Genomic DNA, 17,617 nt, shown 5'->3' with positions numbered 1-17,617 from the left:
CAGCATATATCTTCCATGGAAGATACAATGTTTTCCGTGGAAGATACTTCGTGGCGCTGGCTGCTGATCACGGCGATTGCGCCGGTCGCGTGGGGGACCAACTACTTCGTCACCCACGAGTTCCTGCCGGCCGGCTACCCGCTGTACGGCGGGGTGATCCGCGCGCTGCCGGCCGGACTCCTGCTGCTCGCGCTGGCGCGAAGCCGGCCGCGCGGTGACTGGTGGTGGAAGTCGCTGGTCCTCGGTGTCTGCAACGTCGGCGCCTTCTTCGCGCTGATCTACGTCGCGTCGCAGCTGCTGCCGGTCAGCGTCGCTTCGACGATCATGTCGGCAACTCCGCTGACGATGGGCCTGTTCGCCTGGGTCCTGCTCGGCGCTCGGCCGTCGGGGCGGGTGCTGCTCGGAGCGGTCGCCGGGATCGCTGGGGTCTGCCTGATGCTCGGCGGCGGGACGGCCGGCGTACGGCTGGCGGGAGTGCTGGCGTCGGTGGCCGCGCTGACGATGTCCTCGTTCGGCTACGTGCTGGCCAAGAAGTGGGGACGCGGGGGCGACCTCCTGGCGACGACTGCCTGGCAGCTGATCGCGGGTGGTCTGGTGCTGGTCCCGGTGGCCGTCGTCGTCGAGGGTGCGCCGCCGTCGCTGGACCTGCCGGCGATCGCCGGTTTCGCGTACATCGGACTGGTCGCCACGGCGCTCGCGTACGTCGCCTGGTTCACCGGACTGCGGCACCTCGACGCGGCCCCGGTCGGACTGGTCGGCCTGCTCAACCCGGTGACCGGGGTGTTGCTCGGTACGACGTTGGCGGGTGACCACCTCACCGTCGGGCAGCTGGTCGGTCTGGCGCTGGTCCTGCTCGGTGTGACCTTGGGCCGGCCGGCCGGGAAGCGGTCTGCCCGGAAGAAACCTCAGAAACAGCCGGTCGCGGTCAGCTGACCTTCCGCCGGGCGGTGCCGGGCGTGATCGCCAAGTGCCGTTGCGCCCGTACTGGGTGAGCCGGAGTTAGCAGGCCGAGCCGCTCGGCGGCGGCGCCGGCCTGGAAGCGCGTCTCGACGCCGAGCACGGCGTACAGCTCCGAGATCCGGCGGGCCAGAGTCCGCGGGCCCAGCGACAGCCGCCGGGCGATCGTGGTGTCGGGAAACCCCTGGGCCATCAGGCGCAGCAGTTGGCGCTGCTGCTCGCCTAGTTCGTTGTCGTGAGCGGTCTGCACGGTGCCAGCATCGCCCAGGCGGATAGACAGCCGATCGACGTCTGGTCGTCTTCGGCTACTCGGCAGTCACCCCGGCTGCTCGTCGCACGCTTCGTGCGATGTTGCACACTGGCAGTCGCGGGGTTGGAACGACCGGAGTGGAGGAAGGTGTCCGGGCACCTGAGGTTCGCCGTACTGGGTCCCGTCCGTGCGTGGCGGGGTGAGCGGGAACTCGAGCTCGGGCCGCCGCAGCAGCGGGCCGTCCTGGCGGTGTTGCTGCTCCGCGAGAACGCCCAGGTGTCGGTGCCGGAGATCGTCGACGCGCTGTGGGCAGGAGACGGGCCGAACTCGGCCGAGCACGTCGTCCGCAGCTACGTCTACCGGCTGCGCAAGGTGCTCGGCGCCGGCGCGACGGGTGACGCGAGCAGCTCGGTGATCGCCTCGGTCGGTCACGGTTACCTGCTGGCGACGGGACCCGACTCCCTCGACCTGGCCAAGTTCCGCGAAGCCGTGGGTGCCGCGCAGGACGCCGGCCGGTCGGGCGACCACGCCAAGGCGATCGCGCTGCTCGACGAGGCCCTCGCTCTGTGGCGGGGGTCGGCGCTGGCCGGGGTGCCGGGGGAGTTCGCGGAGTCCCAGCGCGTCCACCTCGACCAGTTGCGGCTGACCGCGCTGGAGGCGAAGGCGGTCGCCCAGGTCGAGGCCGGAGCGTACGGCGACGCCGAGGTGCTGCTGGACCAGCTCACCGCCGAGCACCCGCTCGACGAGCGCTTCCAGGAGCTCCGGATGCTCGCCCTCTACCGTCACGGCCGCCAGTCCGACGCGCTGAAGGTCTACCGCCAGACGCAGGAGCTGCTGGCCGAGGAGCTCGGAGTCGATCCGGGCCCGGGGCTGCGGGGTCTGCACGAGCGCATCCTGCGCGGTGATCCCACGCTGATTCCCAGTGCTGCGGTGATCACCCGTGCGCAACCAGACGACGGCCGCTCGGCAGAGGCGAGCAGCGAGGACGAACCGATCGAAGCCACGCTGCGGCCGGCGCAGTTGCCGGCCGGGCTCCGCGGGTTCGTCGGCCGCGAGGGGGAGCTGCAGCGCGCGGAGGCGTTGCTGAACTGCGACTCCGACGAGCCGCAGTCGGTGGTCGTGGTGACCGGGATGGCCGGGGTCGGGAAGACGGCCTTCGCGCTGCACTGGGCGCACCGGATCGCCGACCGGTTCCCGGACGGTCAGATCTACCTGAACCTGCGGGGCTTCGATCCGGCGCGGCCCACGCTGACCGTGCCTGAGGCACTGATGGCGCTGTTCGACTCGCTCGGAGTCCGGGCCGCTCAGCTGCCGAACGACGTCGACCGGCAGGCGGCGTACCTGCGCAGTCTGTTGGCCGGGAAGCGCCTGCTCATCCTGCTCGACAACGTCCGCGACGCCGAGCAGGTCCGCCCACTGCTGCCGGGTGGCGACTCGAGTCTGGTGATCGTGACCAGCCGCAACCAGCTGCGCGGCCTCAGCGTGCACGACGGCGCCGCGTTGATCGAGCTGGACGTGCTCTCGTCGCAGGACGCCGTCCGGCTGCTCGACCGGCGGCTCGGCCAGCCCGGCGCGCAGGACAGTGCCGAGCTGGCCGAGATCGCCGAGCGTTGTGGCCGGCTGCCGCTGGCGATCGCGGTGGTCGCCGCGCGGGTCGCGACAGCGCCCCACTTCCCACTGTCCGCCGCGCTGACCGAGCTGCGCGACCAGCAGGGCGTGCTGGACGCGTTCATGGACGTCGACGCGGTGGTCGACGTCCGCTCGGTCTTCTCCTGGTCGTACCGGGCGCTGTCGGAGCCGGCGGCCGAGCTCTTCCGGCTGATGGCGCTGCACCGGGCGATGTCCTGTGACGAGCTGGCCGCTGCCAGCCTGACCGGCCGACCGCTGCCGCAGGTCCGGCGGCTGCTCGGCGAGCTGCTCAGCGCGAACCTGGTCTTCGCCGGTGAGCCCGGCCGGTACATGTACCACGACCTGGTCCGCCTGTACGCCGCCGAGCTGGCTGACGAGTTGCCCGCCCAGCAGCGCCGGGCCGCGATCCACCGGCTGCTCGACCACTACACGGTCAGCGCGCAGACCGCGGACTTCATGATCAACCCGCACCGGCCACAGGTCGATCCGATCGAGCCGCAGCCCGGCGTGGTGGTCCGCGAGTGCGCTGACTACGAGCAGGCCTTCGGCTGGTTCACCGCCGAGCACGAGCCGTTGCTGTCGGCCATGAGCTTGGCGGTGGACGAAGGCTTCGACGAGCATGTCTGGCGGCTGGCACGGGTGCTCGACACCTATCTGTACCGGACCGGCCGCTGGCGTCAGTCGCTCGCGTCGGACGAGACCGGCCTGGCCGCCGCCGACCGGCTCGGCGACCGGCTGCTGCAGGCCCGGTTCCACGTCAGCCTGGGCCGTGGCCACCTCCGGCTCCAGCAGTACGACGAGGCGCAGGCGCACCTCCTGCTCGCCATCGCGGTGTACGAGGAGGAAGGCGAGACCGACCGGGCCGCCAACGGGTACGCCACGCTGGCCACACTCGCCTCCGACCGCGGGGACACCGACGAGGCGGTCCGGCTCTACCGGCAGACGCTGGAGCTGACCGAGGACCCGGTGATCCGGGCGATGACGATCAACAACCTGGGCAACGCCTACTCGACGCTCGGCGACCACGAGCAGGCGCTGACGCTGTGCCTGGAGTCGCTGCGGCTGTGGGCCGAGATCGGCGACCGGCACGGTGAGGCGAACACCTGGGACAGCGTCGGCCAGGCGCACCACCTGCTCGGCCATCACGCCGAGGCCGCCCGCGCCTACCGGCACGCGATCGCGACGTTCGCCGAGCTGGGCGACACCGTCAACCAGTCGACCACGCTCATCAACCTGGGCGACTGCCTGGTCTCGGCCGACGACCCGGCCGGTGCACGGGAGGCGTGGACGCACGCGCTCGACCTGCTGGCCGGCCTGGACGACGCGGCCGCGGCCAAGGTCCGGGAGCGGTTGTCGGACCAGGTCACCACCGGGTCGTCGTACCGGAGCGCGGGAGGCCGGCTGTCGGCCGGAGCCAGGGCGCGTGGCGGATAAGGTGGCTCGGTGAGTCGGCGGACAGGTAGCGGAGCGCCCAGGCAGCCCAGGCCTTCGGAAGGGCCCAGGTCCTCCGGCGGTGCCGGGTCCTCAGGCCGGACCGGCGAGGGCGACCGGGCCGAGCTGTCGCCGCGGGACAAGTGGATCACGATCTTCGGTCGCAAGCCGGTGCTCGAGGCGCTGAACGACCCCGCGCTGACCGTGGCCAAGGTGGTCGTCGCCGACAACGCCGGTGGTGACTCGCTGGACGAGATCCTGGCCACCGCCCGCCGCGTCGGTACGCCGGTCGAGCGCGCCACCGCGACCCGGGTGAAGTGGCTGGCGGGCAACGGCAAGCAGGACCAGGGCGTGGTCGCCGACGTCGACGCGCCCCGGATGACCCCGCTGCAGAACTTCCTGCGCTCCCGTGGCCGGCGGCCGACCAAGGTCTTCCTGCTGGACGGTGTGACGAATCCCGGCAACGTCGGGATGATCCTGCGGACCGCCACCGGCGCCGGCTTCGACGGAGTCGTGCTGCCCCGGGCCGGGACGCCGCACGTCGGGCCGCTGGTGATCAAGGCGTCAGCCGGTGTCGCCTTCCAGGCCCCGATCGTGAACGCGCCGACCGCCCAGGGCGCGGTCGAGGCGTTCCGCGACGCGGGCTACGAGATCTACGGGCTGTCGGCCCGGTCGCAGCGGTCGTTGTTCCGGACCGAGCTGGCGCCGCGGTCGGTGTTCGTGCTGGGTGGCGAGACGCACGGCATCTCGGTGCGGACCGACACCGACCTGCGGATCCCGCTGCACAACGGGGTCGAGTCGCTCAACGTCGCGGTCGCGGCGGCCGTGGTCGCGTTCGAGGTGGCCAACCGGCGCTGAGCCGCTTAAAATGTGCTCCACATCACATGCATGCGGCGTGAGTTCGGTGGGCACCTGCTCGGTGCACCAGTCACGACGGTGAACTTCAGACGCCGGCGCGAGTGCGGCCAGAGAGGCGGGCCGGGTCTCGGCCGGCGTCTTTCCCGTCCCGGGTGACCTGGTGCAGATGGGGGCAGCACGCGCCGCCGCAGAACCGGTAGTGCTTGGGACTGCACCACGGCTTGCACTCGGGTTGCTGATCACCTCTGGTCATCACCCCACTGTTACCCGCTGTAGCCCCGTAGGCCGAGCAGGCGCGCCGACGACCGGGGCTGGTTTCCGCTGGCCGGTGGACTTCTCCCAGCCGATCAGCACCCGCGCCGACCACGTCGCCGAGCCTGAGTACGGTGAGTGACATGGCGGGTGGTGTGGTGGCGCAGGTGGAGATCGTGGCGTTGCTGGTGTCGCCGGTGCATGCGTACGAGGGGCGGCCGCAGGACGGGCCGCTGGTCGATCCGCTCGACGGGGTGGTCGACCGGGTCACGGTACGGGCCGGGTTGGGGCTGGTGGGGGACCGGTACTTCAACCAGCCGGTGCATCGGAAGGCCGCGGTGACGGTCTTCGCCGTCGAAGCGCTGGAGGAGCTGGCCGACGGGCTCGACTTGGCGGCGGTGCCGAATCCGCATCTGGTACGGCGGAACGTCGTGCTGCGCGGTTTCCCGGTCGACACCCTCGCGGCTCGGCGGCTGGCGGACGGGACCCGGGTGGACGGGCAGGTGTTCTCGATCGACTCGGGCTTCGGGCCGGTGCGGTTCCAGGCGCATCGGCCGGCGAACCCGTGCGCGTGGATGGACGTGGCGGTCGCGCCGGGGGCGTTCAAAGGGCTGCGCGGGCGCGGCGGCGTACGGTGCGAGCCGCTGGACGACGGCGAACTGCGGCTCGGGCCGGCGGTGCTCACGGTCTGAGGCGGTTTCGGCTGGCTTTCGGTGGGCGGAGCTAGTTTCCTGGCATGGTGAGGCGGTGGGTGGCGGCGGCGCTGCTGACCGGGGTGCTGGTGGGTTGCTCGGATGTCGCCGGGGAGCTCGCCGGGACGCCGTCGGCTCCTGCCGGTACGCCTGCTCCGCCGACCGCGTCCGAGTCGGCTCCCGCCGGTACGCCTGGTACGCCGACCAGGTCCGAGTCGGCTCCGACCACCACGCCGACGCCGACGCCGCCGAAGGCGACTCCGAGCCCGACGCCCTCGCCGACCGCGCGGCGTACGACGTCGGTGCTGGCGATTCCGGCGCTGCGGGTCAACGGACTGCGCGTGGTCCCCTACACCGGGACCGCCGACGACCGGCCGGGCACGGTGATCCAGGACCGCGGCGTCGCGGCCTCACCGCGCGGGGCACGTGGCGGCGTCGGGCCGGGCGAGATCGGGAACTTCATCGTCACCGCGCACCGGACGACGCACGGGAGGCCGTTCGGGCGGGTGCCGCAGCTGAAGCACGGCGACCATGTGCTGGTGACGGCCGGCGGGGTCGTGTACGACTACGTGATCGACCAGACGATGACGATCTCGTTCCGCAAGCCGGCAGAGCTGGCCCAGCAGAACGCGGCCGTGCCCGGCCGCCCCGGTGTCGCGCCGACCCGCGCCAAGATCACCCTGAGCACCTGCGCGACACCCGAAGACCATGCCCAGGGCAACTACTGGAAGGACGCCCTGGGCAACCCCGAGCACCGGATCAACAAGATCGGCACGCTGGTCGCCACCCGCCCGGCGAGCTGACCCGCCCGGCGAGCTGACCCGCCCGCCAGGGCGAACCGTCCGCTGGGAACTGCGAGCCGGGGCGAAGCGTCCGCGCCGCCCGCCCGGCGCGACGTGCCAGGTCAGGCGCGGCCGAACTTCCACCACTTGGGCTTGTTCGCCTTGATCTCTTCCTCGGTCAGCGGCGGCGGGACCGGCGGCCGGGACTCCTCGGTGAGGAAGTCGCCCGACTCGGTGTCGTACGGCGTCGCGCCGAGGCGCCGGCTGATCTCCATCACCACCGGGATCGACCGCGCGCCGTCGTTCAGGTAGAAGGTGACGTCGTGCACGTCGACCCCCTTGCCGATCGACATCTCGACGTCGTACTCGTCGCTGCGCAGCAGCATCCACGACTTCTTGGTGGCGTCGACGCCGGGAGCGACCTCACGGACGATCTCGACCACCTCGTCCGCGCTCCCCAGTGACGGTGGTTGGTAGCCCTCCGGAATCTCGTCCAGCCGACGGACACCGCCCGGTCCTCGCATTGCGTAGATAGCCCAGCTCATACCCCTCAGCATCTCCCGCACCACCAACTCCACACCCACCGGGGCCCGCCGAACCCCCTTGAGCACCCATCAGCCGCGGTGACTCCGGATCGGTGACCGGGCGGTGCCCAAGGTCGAAGGGGTCAGCGTTTGCGGGCGGTGAGCAGGGCGAAGGTCAGGAACTCGCCCTGGTCCCGCTCCAGCATCTCCAGCGCCGGGTCCGGGGTGCCGCGGTGCGCGGTCAGGGCCTGAGACCAGATCAGCCAGTCGTGCCAGCCGGACTCCTGGAGGCGGGCGGAGGTGACGTCGACGAGTTCGGTGATCTCCCAGTGGAAGCGCCACCAGTCCGCGGTGTGCCAGGCGATCGCTTCCCAGCCGACGAGTTGCTTGATGTGTTCGGGGATGTGGCCGAGTTCGCGGATCTCCCGCCGCAGGGCCGGAGTGGCCACGCCGAGCTGGCCGCCAGGCTTGAGGAACGCGGTCAGGTACGCGAGGTAGCCGTCCGCCGTGCCGAAGTACTCGTAGGCGTCGATGCAGACGATCGCGTCGAAGAAACCATGCGCGAACGGCAGCGCGTGCGCCTCCGCCTTGAGTGCGGTGATGTCGAGCCCGGTGAAGTTGGCCGCGGCCTCGGTGGGGTCGATCCACAGGTCCGCGGCCCACACCTGTACGCCGTACTCCTTGGCCAGGAAGACGCTCGTCACGCCCTTGCCGGAGCCCAGATCGAGCACCCGCATCCCGGGCCGGAGCTCCAGGTCGCGGGCCAGGTCCTCCAGCAGCCAGAGCGGGTGCGGGCCCATGTCGTTGGCGACCACCCACTCCGGGTCGTACTTCGAGGACAGCGGGTACTCCGGCCGCTTCAGCAACTCCATCCGGTCAGCCAACCGGAACGCTCACCGCGGTCGCAACCGGTTTGAGGTTGTGAGGCGCGACCGGCCGGGGCAGAGTCGTCGCATGCGGATGGAGGCGATGGACCCCGACGGACTCCGCCAGGTCGAGAACTGGCTGGCGGCCGACCCGGTCGGCGGGGCGATCTTCGGTGACTTCTACGCGCACGCGGTCCGCCGGTGGGCGCCGTTGCTTGAGGCCCCGACCCGGTTCGGGCGGCTGGTCCGCGACGACGAGGGGCCGGTCGGGTTCGTCGACCTGGAGATCCTCGACGGCGAAGCCGAGATCACGTTCTACGTCGCACCGGAGCGGCGAGGACAGGGCCTCGGGCACCAAACCCTGGCCCTGCTGATCCAGCTCGCCCGCGAGCAGGAAGCGACCTCGATCTACGCGACGGTCGAGCCCGGCGACGCCGCGAGTCTCGCGACGATGCGAGCGGCCGGGTTCACCGAACTCGGCACCGACCCGTACGGCGACCTGGAGCTGTCGCTCGATCTCTCGCAAAAACAGGTGTCCTGAGCCCACCTGGTCGAACGCGATCGGGCGATCAGTAGACGGAGTAGCCGCCGTCGATCAGCAGCACTGAGCCGGTCATGAAAGAACTGGCTGGGCTGGCCAGATAGACCACCGAAGGCGCGATCTCCTCGGGCGTGGCGTAGCGCTGCTGCGGCGCGTCCAGGATCCAGTGCTGGCGGAACTCGGGCCGATCGACGGGAGCCATGTCGGTCTTCACGTAGCCCGGCGCGATCGCGTTGACCCGGATGTTGTGCGGGGCCCACTCGGCGGCCAGGCTGCGGGTCAGGTGATGGACCGCGGCCTTCGAGGCGTTGTACGACGCCTGCCACTGCGGGCGGTTGACGATCTGCGCGGACATGCTGCCGATGTTGACGATCACCCCGCCGCCGGCCGCGATCATGCCGCGCGCGACCGCCGTACTGGTGTTCCACAGCGCGGTCAGGTTGAGGTCGATGACCTGCTGCCATTCCTCGTCCGGGACCTCGAGGGCCGGCCGGTGGATCGCGATGCCCGCGTTGTTGACCAGCACGTCGATGCCGCTGAACTCGGCGGTCACCTGCTCGACCATCGCGGTGACGTCGTCGCGCCGGGTGATGTCGGCCGTGACGGCCAAACCACGGCGGCCGCGGTCGGTGATCTCGGTGACCACCCGGTCGTTGCGCTCGGTGTCACGGCCCGCGATCGCGACGTCCGCACCGGCCTCGGCGAGCGCGAGCGCGAAGGCCCGGCCCAGGCCGCGGTTTCCGCCGGTGACCAGGACCCGGCGGCCGTCCAGCCCGAAAGTGTCCAGCACGCTCATCCGGTACTCCGTAACGTTGGTGGCGGGTGACTCAGCGTAGGACAACGCCGCCCAAGGTCGCGGATCGATGTCAATAGCTGCAATCCGGTACGCCGTCCGGCGTGTCGCGCAGTAGCATCGTCCGGCGGTTGCGGGCCAGGGGGTGGTTCCGGTCGCCAACAGACTTTGGGTGGGCCGGCCGTGGTGGCCGCGAACTGGGGAGATGCGGGACAGCATGGCGAACGACGGAGCACCCGGGCCTGGGCACTTTCTGCCTGGCGGCACCGGCGACCAGCCCGCCTCTCCCGAGACCACGGCCCCGGCCGCCGGGACGGCTCCACTGACCGCCGGGAGCACGCCGCTCGCCGCGCCGACGCCCCGGCTGGGTGCCGAAGCGCCCGCCGGACCGCCGCCGCTGCACGGTTCGCGGATCGGTCCGCCGCCACCTGGCGATCGCGCGGTCGCCGCGTTCAACGCGCGGTACCGGCCGGAGCCGATCCCGTTCGTGCCGAAGAAGCGGTCGAAGCTGCTGGTCGCCGGCATCGTCGCCGGAGTGCTGGTGCTGATCGCCGGACTCGCCTTCGGCGGCATGAAGCTGCTCGCGTCGTTCGACGACTACGTCGCCAGCCCGATGGGTGCGCCGTCGGTCCGCGGCACCGACGACCCGGACGCGGCCAAGCCGGCCGGTGAGGCGACGCCGGACGCCGTGGTGACCGCGCAGAACAAGCTCTACTCGACCGGCAAGCTCGCCGCGGCCGGGTGCAAGGAGCCGGCGTACCGGCCGACGACCAAGGACAACGTCCGCGCGTACTACGAGGCGCTGCTCGGCTGCCTGAACAAGGCCTGGGAGCCGGTCGTGCGCGAGGCCGGTGCCGAGTTCAACCCGCCGAAGCTGGTGATCTTCGACAACGGCCAGGAGACCGCGTGCGGCGTGCACGACGACGGGCTGGACACCTACTGCCCGGCCGACGGCGGCGTGCTCGCGATGGGCTGGGAGGACTGGCCGGAGGACTTCGCCGACAACCGGCCGCTGGCGCGCGTCGATCTCGCGGTCGGCCTCGGCTACATGTACGCCCTGCACGTACAACACTTGACCGGCATCTACGAAGCGGCCGGGTCGATGGGGGACACGGCGCCGAACAAGACCGCCGAGCTGGAACTGGACCGGCGGCAGGCGTTGCAGGCCGCGTGCCTGTCGGCGGTGTTCCTCGGGACGGAGAAGGCGACGTTCCCGCTGCGCGGTGAGCTGCTCGCGAAGTACCAGTGGCGGACGAGGAACAGCGGCGACGAGGACGCGAAGGACAAGGTCCGTGACCACGGATCCCGCAAGAACGTCGAGCAGTGGATGAGCCGGGGCTTCGGCAGCGGCAATCCTGCCTCCTGCAACACTTTCGTGGCGGCCCCCGCCAAGGTCAGCTGACGCGAGAAGACTGGAACACCATGACCGACGCCCCCACCGAGCCCGACCCGGCACCGGAGTCCCAGCCGACCGTGCCCGCCCCCGGCCACTTCCTGCCCGGTGGCGACGGCGAGCCCGGTCCTTCCCAGGAGGCGGTCTCCCGGCCGGTACGACGCCCGCAGCCGATGGGGCTCAGCAAGGCCAAGCCGATCTCCGCGGACGAACCCACTCAGCGCAAGGGTGCTCCGCTGCCGACCGAGGACGGGCAGACCGGGTTCGGCGCCCCTCCTCCGGCTCCGTTGCCGGGGGCCCCGTCGGCGCCGTTGACCGGCGCTCGACAGCGGGGTGGCAGCCGGCCGGTGGGCTGGAACTCTCCGTCGAGCCGCCGGGCGCCGCAGTTCAGCGACCCGACGCCGGCCGGTCCGGCGCGGCGGCTGCCGAAGCCGGTGGTGATCACCGGCGCGGTCGCCGGAATCGTCGCCCTGGCCGGTGCCGCTTTGCTCGGATACCGCGCGATGGACACGTTCGACACCGTCGCGAGCCCGCTGTCCAAGCCGTCGGTGAAGCAGACCGAGCCGCTCCCGGCGCCACCGCAGCCGACGGTCACGGTGACCGTGCAGCCGGTCCCGGACGCCGTCCGGGTGAAGCAGAACGGTCTGTACAAGGCCGGGAAGGTTGCCTCCGTCAACTGTGCTGAGCCGAAGGTCAAGCCGACCACGGAGGCCGCCGCGCTGCGGTACTACCAGGCGCTGCTGCCGTGCCTGAACCGCGCGTGGGCGCCGCTGGTCCGCAAGGCCGGCTACGAGTTCCGGCCGCCGAAGCTGCAGCTGTACGCGAAGGGCCAGACCTCGTGCCTGGGCGAGCCCACCGACACCGCCTTCTACTGTGGTGACGGCGAGACCATCACCATGCGCGGCGACCAGGACTCGAAGTTCTTCCGGCAGAACCCCGAGGCCGGCCGGGCCCGCGCGATGGACACGCTGTCCCACGAGTACGCGCACCACGTCCAGATGCTCACCAACATCCTGATCTCGTCCGGATCCCGGGAGGGCTGGGCGAAGACCGAAGCGGCCAAGCTCGAGGAGAACCGCCGGATGGAGTTGCAGGCCAGCTGCCTCGGCGCGGCGTGGCTCGGCGCGAACAAGACGGCCCTGGGCCTGACCGGTGAGCGGCTGCGGATCTGGGAGTGGCAGACCAAGCACACCGGCGACGAGTACGATCCGAAGAAGAAGCGCGACCACGGCTCCCGCAAGAACATGTGGCTGTGGGCCGGTACGGCGTTCAAGACCGCGAACCCCGCCTCCTGCAACACTTTCGTGGCCCCGGCCGCCAAGGTCAGCTGACGCCGTACGGCGGTCAGTCGAGGCGGAGCTTGAAGCCCTCGTGGCTGTTGGTGAAGCCGAGGTTCTGGTAGAACCGGTGGGCGTCGGTGCGGGTCTTGTCGGAGGTGAGCTGGACCAGGCTGCAGCCGCGGCGGCGGGCCTCGTCGACGGCCCACTGCATCAGCGTGGTGCCCAGGCCGGTGCCGCGGGCGGAGGCGGCGACGCGGACCGCCTCGATCTGGGCGCGGGTCGAGCCGCGCCGGGACAGACCGGGAATGATCGTGAGCTGGAACGTGCCGACCACCTCACCGTTGCGATCGGCAACCATCAGCAGCTGGTTGGGGTCGGCGTCGAGGGCGGCGAAGGCTTCGGCGTACGGGGTGAGGTCGTCGAGTGACTCGCGGGTCGCGCCGAGCTGGTCGTCGGCGATCAGCGTGACGATCGCGGGCAGGTCGGCGAGGGTGGCGCGGCGGATCTCGGCAGCGGTCATGAGGCACATTCTCGCAGCCGGATGAACCGGTTCGGCGCGCTGGGTCAGCAGTGTCCGGTCGTCACGGTCATTGCCTTATGCAATCACTTTGCGTTAGCGGACAGGCGTTTGCGGCCTGCGGCGACGGGCACGGGTGGAGCAGACACCACTGCATCCGCCCGTGGCCGGGGTCGTGTGCAGCGGTGCGCGCGGCCGGCGGTGCGGGCTCAGTCCGGAAGGAAGATGGTCCGATGTCTGCAGCACTGGCAATCGACTTCACCCAACCCTTCGAAGATGCCTTCGGCAAGCTTCTCGGGTTCGTCCCCAACCTGCTCGGCGGCATCGTGATCCTGGTGGTCGGCTACCTGGTCGCGAAGGTGCTCGGCAACCTGGTCGGCAAACTGCTCGGCAAGGTCGGCTTCGACCAGTGGATGGAACGGGCCGGCGTGTCCGGCGTGCTGCAGCGGTCCGGCACGGGGCTGACCGCTTCGGCGATGCTCGGCAAGGTCGTGTTCTGGTTCGTGTTCCTGATCAGCTTCACGATGTTCGCCTCGGCGCTCGGCGTCCCGGAGATCTCGAACTTCATGAGCGCGATGCTCGGCTACATCCCGCGGATCTTCGCCGCGATCGTGATCGTCTGCCTGGCGGCACTGTTCGCCAACTTCCTGGCCGCGATCATCCGGGGTGCCACCGGCAACGAGACGCTGGCCAAGGTCGGCAAGTACGCGATCCTGGTGTACGCCGCGTTCGCTGCCCTGACGCAGCTGGGCATCGCGGTCCAGCTGACCGGGAACACGCTGCTGATCGTGCTCGGCGGTGTCGCGCTGGCGCTGGGTCTGGCGTTCGGGCTCGGCGGCCGGGAGTTGGCCGGCGAGGCGCTGCGCACGCTGTTCGACCGGGGTCAGGCGATGGCCGCCAACCGGCCGGCCTCGAACAGCTACCAGACGGGCAACGGCTACCAGAACGGTCAGGGCAACGGCTACCAGACCGGTGCCGATGGTCAGCAGGGTGGTCAGTCCGGTTACCAGAGTGAACAAGAGCAGTACCCGGCCAGCCACGGCTCGCCGCAGAACGGCTGGTCCAACGGCACGACCGGTGCCGACGGCAACTGGTCGGACGGCCGGCGGTAAACCGCTCCCGTCCGGCGGGGTCACCGCCGGCGGGAGTTCCCCGGGTGGGTGCGACCGGATCGGGTCGCACCCACCCGGCTGCAACGGGGACTTCGGTCAGTTCTGTGTGTCCGGGCCGGCGCGGCGCACGTCCTCGACCTTGGACATCGCGTCGCGCAGATCCTTCAGCCAGGTGTCGCTGTGCTGGGCGACCAGCTTCACGCACCAGCCGAGCGCGTCGCTGCGGGAGCGGGCCACGCCGGCGTCGACCAGCGTGTCGAGGACCTGGCGCTCGGGCTGCCGCAGGCGGGTCATCACCGGGGCGGACAGCGAGGTGAAGACCGTACGGGTCTCGCCGCAGCGCACCCCCCAGGCGACCTTGCGGCGGGTGGCGTGCTCGAGTTCCTGGGCGATCTCGATCCGGCGTTCGCGGGTGTTCTCACGGAACTGCTTGATCCGGCCCTCTTCGGCGGCGGACCGTGCGGCCGGACTGACGTCCTCGGCCTGCTCGGGAGCGGCGATGGTGCCGACGATCAGGATCTCGTCCCGGTCGAGCGTCACCTCCGGCGATCCCTCGAACCACTCCTGCGGGAGCCGGCCGTCCAGCCAGCCGCGCACCCGCTCGTCATCCAGCGATGTACTCATGTAAGCATGATTACACTGCAATCAAGCTTGCACAATCGCAGACCCCCGCCGCCGGTCTGGAGAGTGGGTCAGATCGCGATCGACGAGCTGGTGGGAAAGCGGCCGCCGAGGAGGCGGGTGGACTGTTCGGCGGACTCGACGAGGAGGTCGAGCCAGTCCAGGCAGCGGTCGAGGGGCATCCGGATCGTCGGGCCGCTGATGGTCAGGCAGCCCGCGAGCTCGCCGTTGGCCTTGAAGACCGGGGCGGACAGGCCGGAGGCGCCCTGCTCGCGTTCGCCGATGGTGATCGCGTAGCCGTCGGCGCGGGTTTGCCGGATCACCGCGGCCAGTTCGTCGGCGCTGGTGATCGTGCTGTCGGTGATCGGTCCGAGCGGCTGGGACAGCACCGACTTGGCCAGCGCCTCGTCCCAGGCCAGCAGCACGCGGCCGGCCGACCCGGCGTGCAGCGGCATGATCTTGCCGACGTGCATCTCCCGGCGCAGCGCGTGCGCGGTCTCGGCCAGCGCGACGCACACCCGGTGCCCCTGCTCGGCGCGGAAGAACGACGCGGTCTCGCCGGTCTCGTCGCGCAGCTGCTTGAGCACCGGCACGATCAGGTCGAGCACGTCGACACCCTTGACCGCCGGCGCCGCCCAGTACGCCATCTTGACCCCGACCCGCACCTGGTCGCCCTGCCGGTCGAGGAAGCCGAGCGAGACCATGTTCGTCACCAGCCGCTGCACCGTCGAGGTCGGGAAGCCGGTGGACTCGCGGATCTCGCCGAGCGTCAGCGACGGCCGCTCCAGGGAGAACGCGTCCAGGATCTCCCCGATCTTGCCCAGCACCAACAGGGGTTGTCCGCTGTTGCCGGAGTCCGCCGTCGCCATGGAATCAGGGTATTCGACCCGCTGTGGGTCCGGTCCGGCTCGTCCGGCCAGCAGGCAGCCGCTGTTCATGACGCCCAGGCGAACGCGGTCGTGCTGGCCTGCGCACCAGCCCCGGCGCGCGACCGGTTCGGTTCGTCGAGATCGGTCAGCAGTCCCGCCGCCAGCCGAACCAGTACGCCGAACTTCTCCGGCGTCAGCCAGTCCGGCCGCAACGCGAAGACCAGATCCTCGGTGGCCGTGTTGCCTGCCGCGCCCGGCGCGAACGGGCATCCACCCAGCCCACCGAGCGAGCCGTCGACGGTTGTCGCCCCGGCCTCGATCGCGGTCAGGCTGTTCGCGACGCCGAGTCCCCAGGTGTCGTGGCCGTGGTAGACGATCGGCCGCCCGTCCTCGGACGCCGAACGGGCCACCAGGTCGCGGACCTGCTGGGGAACCGCCTGCCCGAGGGTGTCGCACAGCACCACCTCGACCGCGTTCGCGGCCCGGGCGTCGGTGACGATCTCCAGGACTCGATCGGGATCGATCTCGCCCTGGAACGGGCAGGTGAACGCCGTCGCGATGCAGAGCTGGACGGCGCCGTCGACCTGGGTGGCCAGGTCGAGCGCGGCCGGCATCGCCGCGAGGCTGTCCTCGGTCGACCGGCCGAGATTCGCCTTGTTGTGCTGGTCGGATGCCGACAAGCAGTACTGGAAGTTCCGCGCACCCGCCTCGGCCGCGCGCTCGACGTGCCGCGGCGTGGCGACCCAGATCCAGCACTTGGCCAGCTCGTCCGGCGTCAGCGCGCGGATCACGTCGAGCGTGTTCGCCACCGCGGGAACCAGGTCGGGCCGGGCCATCGAACCGATCTCCAGCGACGGTACGCCGAGGTCGAGCATGGTCCGGATCGCCTCCACCTTGCGCTCGGTGGGCAGCGGCTTGCCAGTCAGCTGCAGTCCGTCGCGCAACGTCACGTCGCGAACCTTCACGGCGCGCACCTTCACATCGGTCATGACGCCTCCTCCAGGTCGTGCACTCCGTCGATCTCCTCGGCGGACAGCCCGAGCAGTCCGCCGAGCACCTGCTGCGTGTGCTCGCCGAGATCCGGGCCGAGGGTCCGGACCGGCAACGACTTGCCGCCGATCACCGGCACGATCCCGGGGAAGCCGACGTTCGGCAGCACCTCTTCGCCGTTCGAGACGTCGAAGCGCTGGATCATGTCGCGGGCCGCGTACTGCGCGTCCCGGGTGATCTCGCGCGCGGTGTAGATCGGTCCGCACGGCACTCCGGCGGCTTCGAGCTGCTCGATCGCCTGGGCCGCGGGCAGGCCGCCGGTCCAGGCGCCGATCGCCTCGTCGAGCTCGTCGCGACGGGCCCAGCGGCCGGCGTTCGTCCGCAGCTCGGGATCGGCGGCGAGGTCGGGACGGCCGATCAGCGTGGTCAGCCGCTGGAAGATCCGGTCGCCGTTGCCGGCGATGATGATGCTGTCGCCGTCGGCGCACAGGTAGGCGTTCGACGGGGCGATGCCTTCCATCCGGCCACCGATCCGCTCCCGCAGCACGTCGTAGGCCTCGTAGTCGGGGATCAGCGACTCCATCATCGACAGCATCGACTCGTTCAGCGCGACGTCGATCACCCGCTCGGTCAGCGGCGCCGGCCCGAGTCCCGCGGTACGGCGGGCGTCGCGCTGGTAGAGCGCCATCACCGAGCCGAAGCCGGCGTACAGGCCGGCGATCGAGTCGCCGATCGAGATGCCCACCCGGGCCGGCGGACGGTCGGGGTGACCGACCAGGTCGCGAAAGCCGCCGTGCGCCTCGGCGACCGCCGCGAAGCCAGGCCGGTCGGACATCGGGCCGGTCTGGCCGAACGCCGAGATCCTGGTGATCACCAGCTCGGGGTTGGCCTCGGACAGCACCTGCGGCCCGATGCCCCAGTTCTCCAGGGTGCCGGGGCGGAAGTTCTCCAGGACGACGTCGCACTGCTTGACCAGCTCGATTACCGTACGGCGGCCGAACGCGCTGCGCAGGTCGAGTTCGATCGACAGCTTGTTGCGGTTGATCGTGCGGAACAGCAGGGACGTCGTTCCGGCGTACAGGCGCCAGTTGCGCAGTTCGTCGCCGGTGCCCGGGCGCTCGACCTTGATCACCTCCGCGCCGAAGTCCGCGAGCAACCGGCCCGCCGTGGGGGCGGCGATGTAGTTGCCCAGCTCGAGGACTCGGACACCGGCCAGCGGTGCGGGGGACTGACTCGTGGTCATGGCGAAATCTCCGGGAA

The 17,617-nt window shown here is 70.8% G+C and carries 18 protein-coding genes; 9 read left to right on the top strand and 9 right to left on the bottom strand.

Features of this window, described 5'->3' with window-relative positions:
* The first annotated feature begins 36 nt into the window (after nucleotides 1-36).
* Nucleotides 37-933 (top strand): EamA family transporter, encoded by an 897-nt coding sequence (locus BWI15_RS02145; RefSeq protein ID WP_202817547.1) that lies wholly within the window; start codon nucleotides 37-39, stop codon nucleotides 931-933.
* Here BWI15_RS02145 and BWI15_RS02140 read toward each other — a convergent pair.
* Nucleotides 926-1,207 (bottom strand): response regulator transcription factor, encoded by a 282-nt coding sequence (locus tag BWI15_RS02140; RefSeq protein WP_077012552.1) that lies wholly within the window; start codon nucleotides 1,205-1,207, stop codon nucleotides 926-928. The two genes, BWI15_RS02145 and BWI15_RS02140, sit on opposite strands and share 8 nt — an antisense overlap.
* A gap of 147 nt (nucleotides 1,208-1,354) precedes the next feature.
* Between BWI15_RS02140 and BWI15_RS02135 the strand changes: the two genes are divergently transcribed.
* From BWI15_RS02135 to BWI15_RS02120, 4 genes are all read left to right on the top strand, one after another.
* Nucleotides 1,355-4,270: an AfsR/SARP family transcriptional regulator gene (locus tag BWI15_RS02135; RefSeq protein ID WP_077012551.1), complete on the top strand. Its 2,916-nt coding sequence runs from the start codon at nucleotides 1,355-1,357 to the stop codon at nucleotides 4,268-4,270.
* A gap of 9 nt (nucleotides 4,271-4,279) precedes the next feature.
* Nucleotides 4,280-5,125 (top strand): TrmH family RNA methyltransferase, encoded by an 846-nt coding sequence (locus BWI15_RS02130; protein WP_083750516.1) that lies wholly within the window; start codon nucleotides 4,280-4,282, stop codon nucleotides 5,123-5,125.
* Between the two features lie 395 nt (nucleotides 5,126-5,520).
* Nucleotides 5,521-6,069 carry a molybdenum cofactor biosysynthesis protein gene (locus BWI15_RS02125; protein WP_143465377.1) on the top strand — a complete coding sequence of 183 codons (549 nt, stop codon included), beginning with the start codon at nucleotides 5,521-5,523 and terminating at the stop codon, nucleotides 6,067-6,069.
* Nucleotides 6,070-6,113: 44 nt separating this feature from the next.
* On the top strand, nucleotides 6,114-6,872 hold the full coding sequence (locus BWI15_RS02120) for a class E sortase (protein WP_083750515.1): 759 nt from the start codon (nucleotides 6,114-6,116) through the stop codon (nucleotides 6,870-6,872).
* 101 nt (nucleotides 6,873-6,973) lie between these two features.
* On the opposite strand, the gene BWI15_RS02115 is transcribed toward BWI15_RS02120, so the two are convergent.
* Entirely contained in the window at nucleotides 6,974-7,396 is a 423-nt protein-coding gene (locus BWI15_RS02115) for a hypothetical protein (protein WP_077012549.1), read from the bottom strand.
* Between the two features lie 122 nt (nucleotides 7,397-7,518).
* Nucleotides 7,519-8,247 (bottom strand): SAM-dependent methyltransferase, encoded by a 729-nt coding sequence (locus tag BWI15_RS02110; RefSeq protein ID WP_077012548.1) that lies wholly within the window; start codon nucleotides 8,245-8,247, stop codon nucleotides 7,519-7,521.
* 82 nt (nucleotides 8,248-8,329) lie between these two features.
* On the opposite strand from BWI15_RS02110, the gene BWI15_RS02105 reads away from it, so the two are divergent.
* Nucleotides 8,330-8,782 carry a GNAT family N-acetyltransferase gene (locus BWI15_RS02105; RefSeq protein ID WP_077012547.1) on the top strand — a complete coding sequence of 151 codons (453 nt, stop codon included), beginning with the start codon at nucleotides 8,330-8,332 and terminating at the stop codon, nucleotides 8,780-8,782.
* 28 nt (nucleotides 8,783-8,810) lie between these two features.
* Here the strand turns inward: BWI15_RS02105 and BWI15_RS02100 are convergent, their stop codons facing one another.
* Nucleotides 8,811-9,578: an SDR family NAD(P)-dependent oxidoreductase gene (locus BWI15_RS02100; RefSeq protein ID WP_077012546.1), complete on the bottom strand. Its 768-nt coding sequence runs from the start codon at nucleotides 9,576-9,578 to the stop codon at nucleotides 8,811-8,813.
* A gap of 214 nt (nucleotides 9,579-9,792) precedes the next feature.
* On the opposite strand from BWI15_RS02100, the gene BWI15_RS02095 reads away from it, so the two are divergent.
* Both BWI15_RS02095 and BWI15_RS02090 read left to right on the top strand, forming a co-directional pair.
* Nucleotides 9,793-10,977, top strand: coding sequence for a neutral zinc metallopeptidase (locus BWI15_RS02095; protein WP_077012545.1), 1,185 nt, complete (start codon nucleotides 9,793-9,795; stop codon nucleotides 10,975-10,977).
* A gap of 20 nt (nucleotides 10,978-10,997) precedes the next feature.
* Nucleotides 10,998-12,299 (top strand): neutral zinc metallopeptidase, encoded by a 1,302-nt coding sequence (locus BWI15_RS02090; RefSeq protein WP_077012544.1) that lies wholly within the window; start codon nucleotides 10,998-11,000, stop codon nucleotides 12,297-12,299.
* A 13-nt stretch (nucleotides 12,300-12,312) separates the two neighbouring features.
* Here BWI15_RS02090 and BWI15_RS02085 read toward each other — a convergent pair whose 3' ends face one another.
* Entirely contained in the window at nucleotides 12,313-12,768 is a 456-nt protein-coding gene (locus BWI15_RS02085; protein WP_077012543.1) for a GNAT family N-acetyltransferase, read from the bottom strand.
* Nucleotides 12,769-12,998: 230 nt separating this feature from the next.
* Between BWI15_RS02085 and BWI15_RS02080 the strand changes: the two genes are divergently transcribed.
* Nucleotides 12,999-13,877 carry a mechanosensitive ion channel family protein gene (locus BWI15_RS02080; protein WP_077012542.1) on the top strand — a complete coding sequence of 293 codons (879 nt, stop codon included), beginning with the start codon at nucleotides 12,999-13,001 and terminating at the stop codon, nucleotides 13,875-13,877.
* A gap of 96 nt (nucleotides 13,878-13,973) precedes the next feature.
* Here the strand turns inward: BWI15_RS02080 and BWI15_RS02075 are convergent, their stop codons facing one another.
* From BWI15_RS02075 to BWI15_RS02060, 4 genes are all read right to left on the bottom strand, one after another.
* Entirely contained in the window at nucleotides 13,974-14,501 is a 528-nt protein-coding gene (locus BWI15_RS02075; protein WP_077012541.1) for a hypothetical protein, read from the bottom strand.
* Between the two features lie 68 nt (nucleotides 14,502-14,569).
* Nucleotides 14,570-15,367 (bottom strand): IclR family transcriptional regulator, encoded by a 798-nt coding sequence (locus tag BWI15_RS02070; protein WP_077012540.1) that lies wholly within the window; start codon nucleotides 15,365-15,367, stop codon nucleotides 14,570-14,572.
* A 65-nt stretch (nucleotides 15,368-15,432) separates the two neighbouring features.
* Entirely contained in the window at nucleotides 15,433-16,356 is a 924-nt protein-coding gene (locus BWI15_RS02065; protein ID WP_077012539.1) for a hydroxymethylglutaryl-CoA lyase, read from the bottom strand.
* Nucleotides 16,353-17,600 (bottom strand): CaiB/BaiF CoA transferase family protein, encoded by a 1,248-nt coding sequence (locus tag BWI15_RS02060; protein ID WP_077012538.1) that lies wholly within the window; start codon nucleotides 17,598-17,600, stop codon nucleotides 16,353-16,355. Before BWI15_RS02060 ends, BWI15_RS02065 begins: the two co-directional genes overlap by 4 nt.
* Nucleotides 17,601-17,617: the final 17 nt, after the last annotated feature.

The sequence above is a fragment of the Kribbella sp. ALI-6-A genome (genome assembly GCF_001984195.1).
Classification (GTDB): Bacteria; Actinomycetota; Actinomycetes; order Propionibacteriales; family Kribbellaceae; genus Kribbella.
The sequence above is the reverse complement of the archived record's forward strand: the minus strand, read 5'-3'. Positions and strand labels throughout refer to the sequence as shown.

What these genes read in the sequence shown, in the direction of transcription:
- BWI15_RS02095 (WP_077012545.1), top strand. Translation starts at nt 9,793, where the DNA reads ATGGCGAACGACGGAGCACCCGGGCCTGGGCACTTTCTGCCTGGCGGC.
- BWI15_RS02060 (WP_077012538.1), bottom strand. Translation starts at nt 17,600, where the DNA reads ATGACCACGAGTCAGTCCCCCGCACCGCTGGCCGGTGTCCGAGTCCTC.
- BWI15_RS02125 (WP_143465377.1), top strand. Translation starts at nt 5,521, where the DNA reads ATGGCGGGTGGTGTGGTGGCGCAGGTGGAGATCGTGGCGTTGCTGGTG.
- BWI15_RS02080 (WP_077012542.1), top strand. Translation starts at nt 12,999, where the DNA reads ATGTCTGCAGCACTGGCAATCGACTTCACCCAACCCTTCGAAGATGCC.
- BWI15_RS02100 (WP_077012546.1), bottom strand. Translation starts at nt 9,578, where the DNA reads ATGAGCGTGCTGGACACTTTCGGGCTGGACGGCCGCCGGGTCCTGGTC.
- BWI15_RS02105 (WP_077012547.1), top strand. Translation starts at nt 8,330, where the DNA reads ATGCGGATGGAGGCGATGGACCCCGACGGACTCCGCCAGGTCGAGAAC.
- BWI15_RS02090 (WP_077012544.1), top strand. Translation starts at nt 10,998, where the DNA reads ATGACCGACGCCCCCACCGAGCCCGACCCGGCACCGGAGTCCCAGCCG.
- BWI15_RS02115 (WP_077012549.1), bottom strand. Translation starts at nt 7,396, where the DNA reads ATGAGCTGGGCTATCTACGCAATGCGAGGACCGGGCGGTGTCCGTCGG.
- BWI15_RS02110 (WP_077012548.1), bottom strand. Translation starts at nt 8,247, where the DNA reads ATGGAGTTGCTGAAGCGGCCGGAGTACCCGCTGTCCTCGAAGTACGAC.
- BWI15_RS02085 (WP_077012543.1), bottom strand. Translation starts at nt 12,768, where the DNA reads ATGACCGCTGCCGAGATCCGCCGCGCCACCCTCGCCGACCTGCCCGCG.
- BWI15_RS02070 (WP_077012540.1), bottom strand. Translation starts at nt 15,367, where the DNA reads ATGGCGACGGCGGACTCCGGCAACAGCGGACAACCCCTGTTGGTGCTG.
- BWI15_RS02075 (WP_077012541.1), bottom strand. Translation starts at nt 14,501, where the DNA reads ATGAGTACATCGCTGGATGACGAGCGGGTGCGCGGCTGGCTGGACGGC.
- BWI15_RS02065 (WP_077012539.1), bottom strand. Translation starts at nt 16,356, where the DNA reads ATGACCGATGTGAAGGTGCGCGCCGTGAAGGTTCGCGACGTGACGTTG.
- BWI15_RS02120 (WP_083750515.1), top strand. Translation starts at nt 6,114, where the DNA reads ATGGTGAGGCGGTGGGTGGCGGCGGCGCTGCTGACCGGGGTGCTGGTG.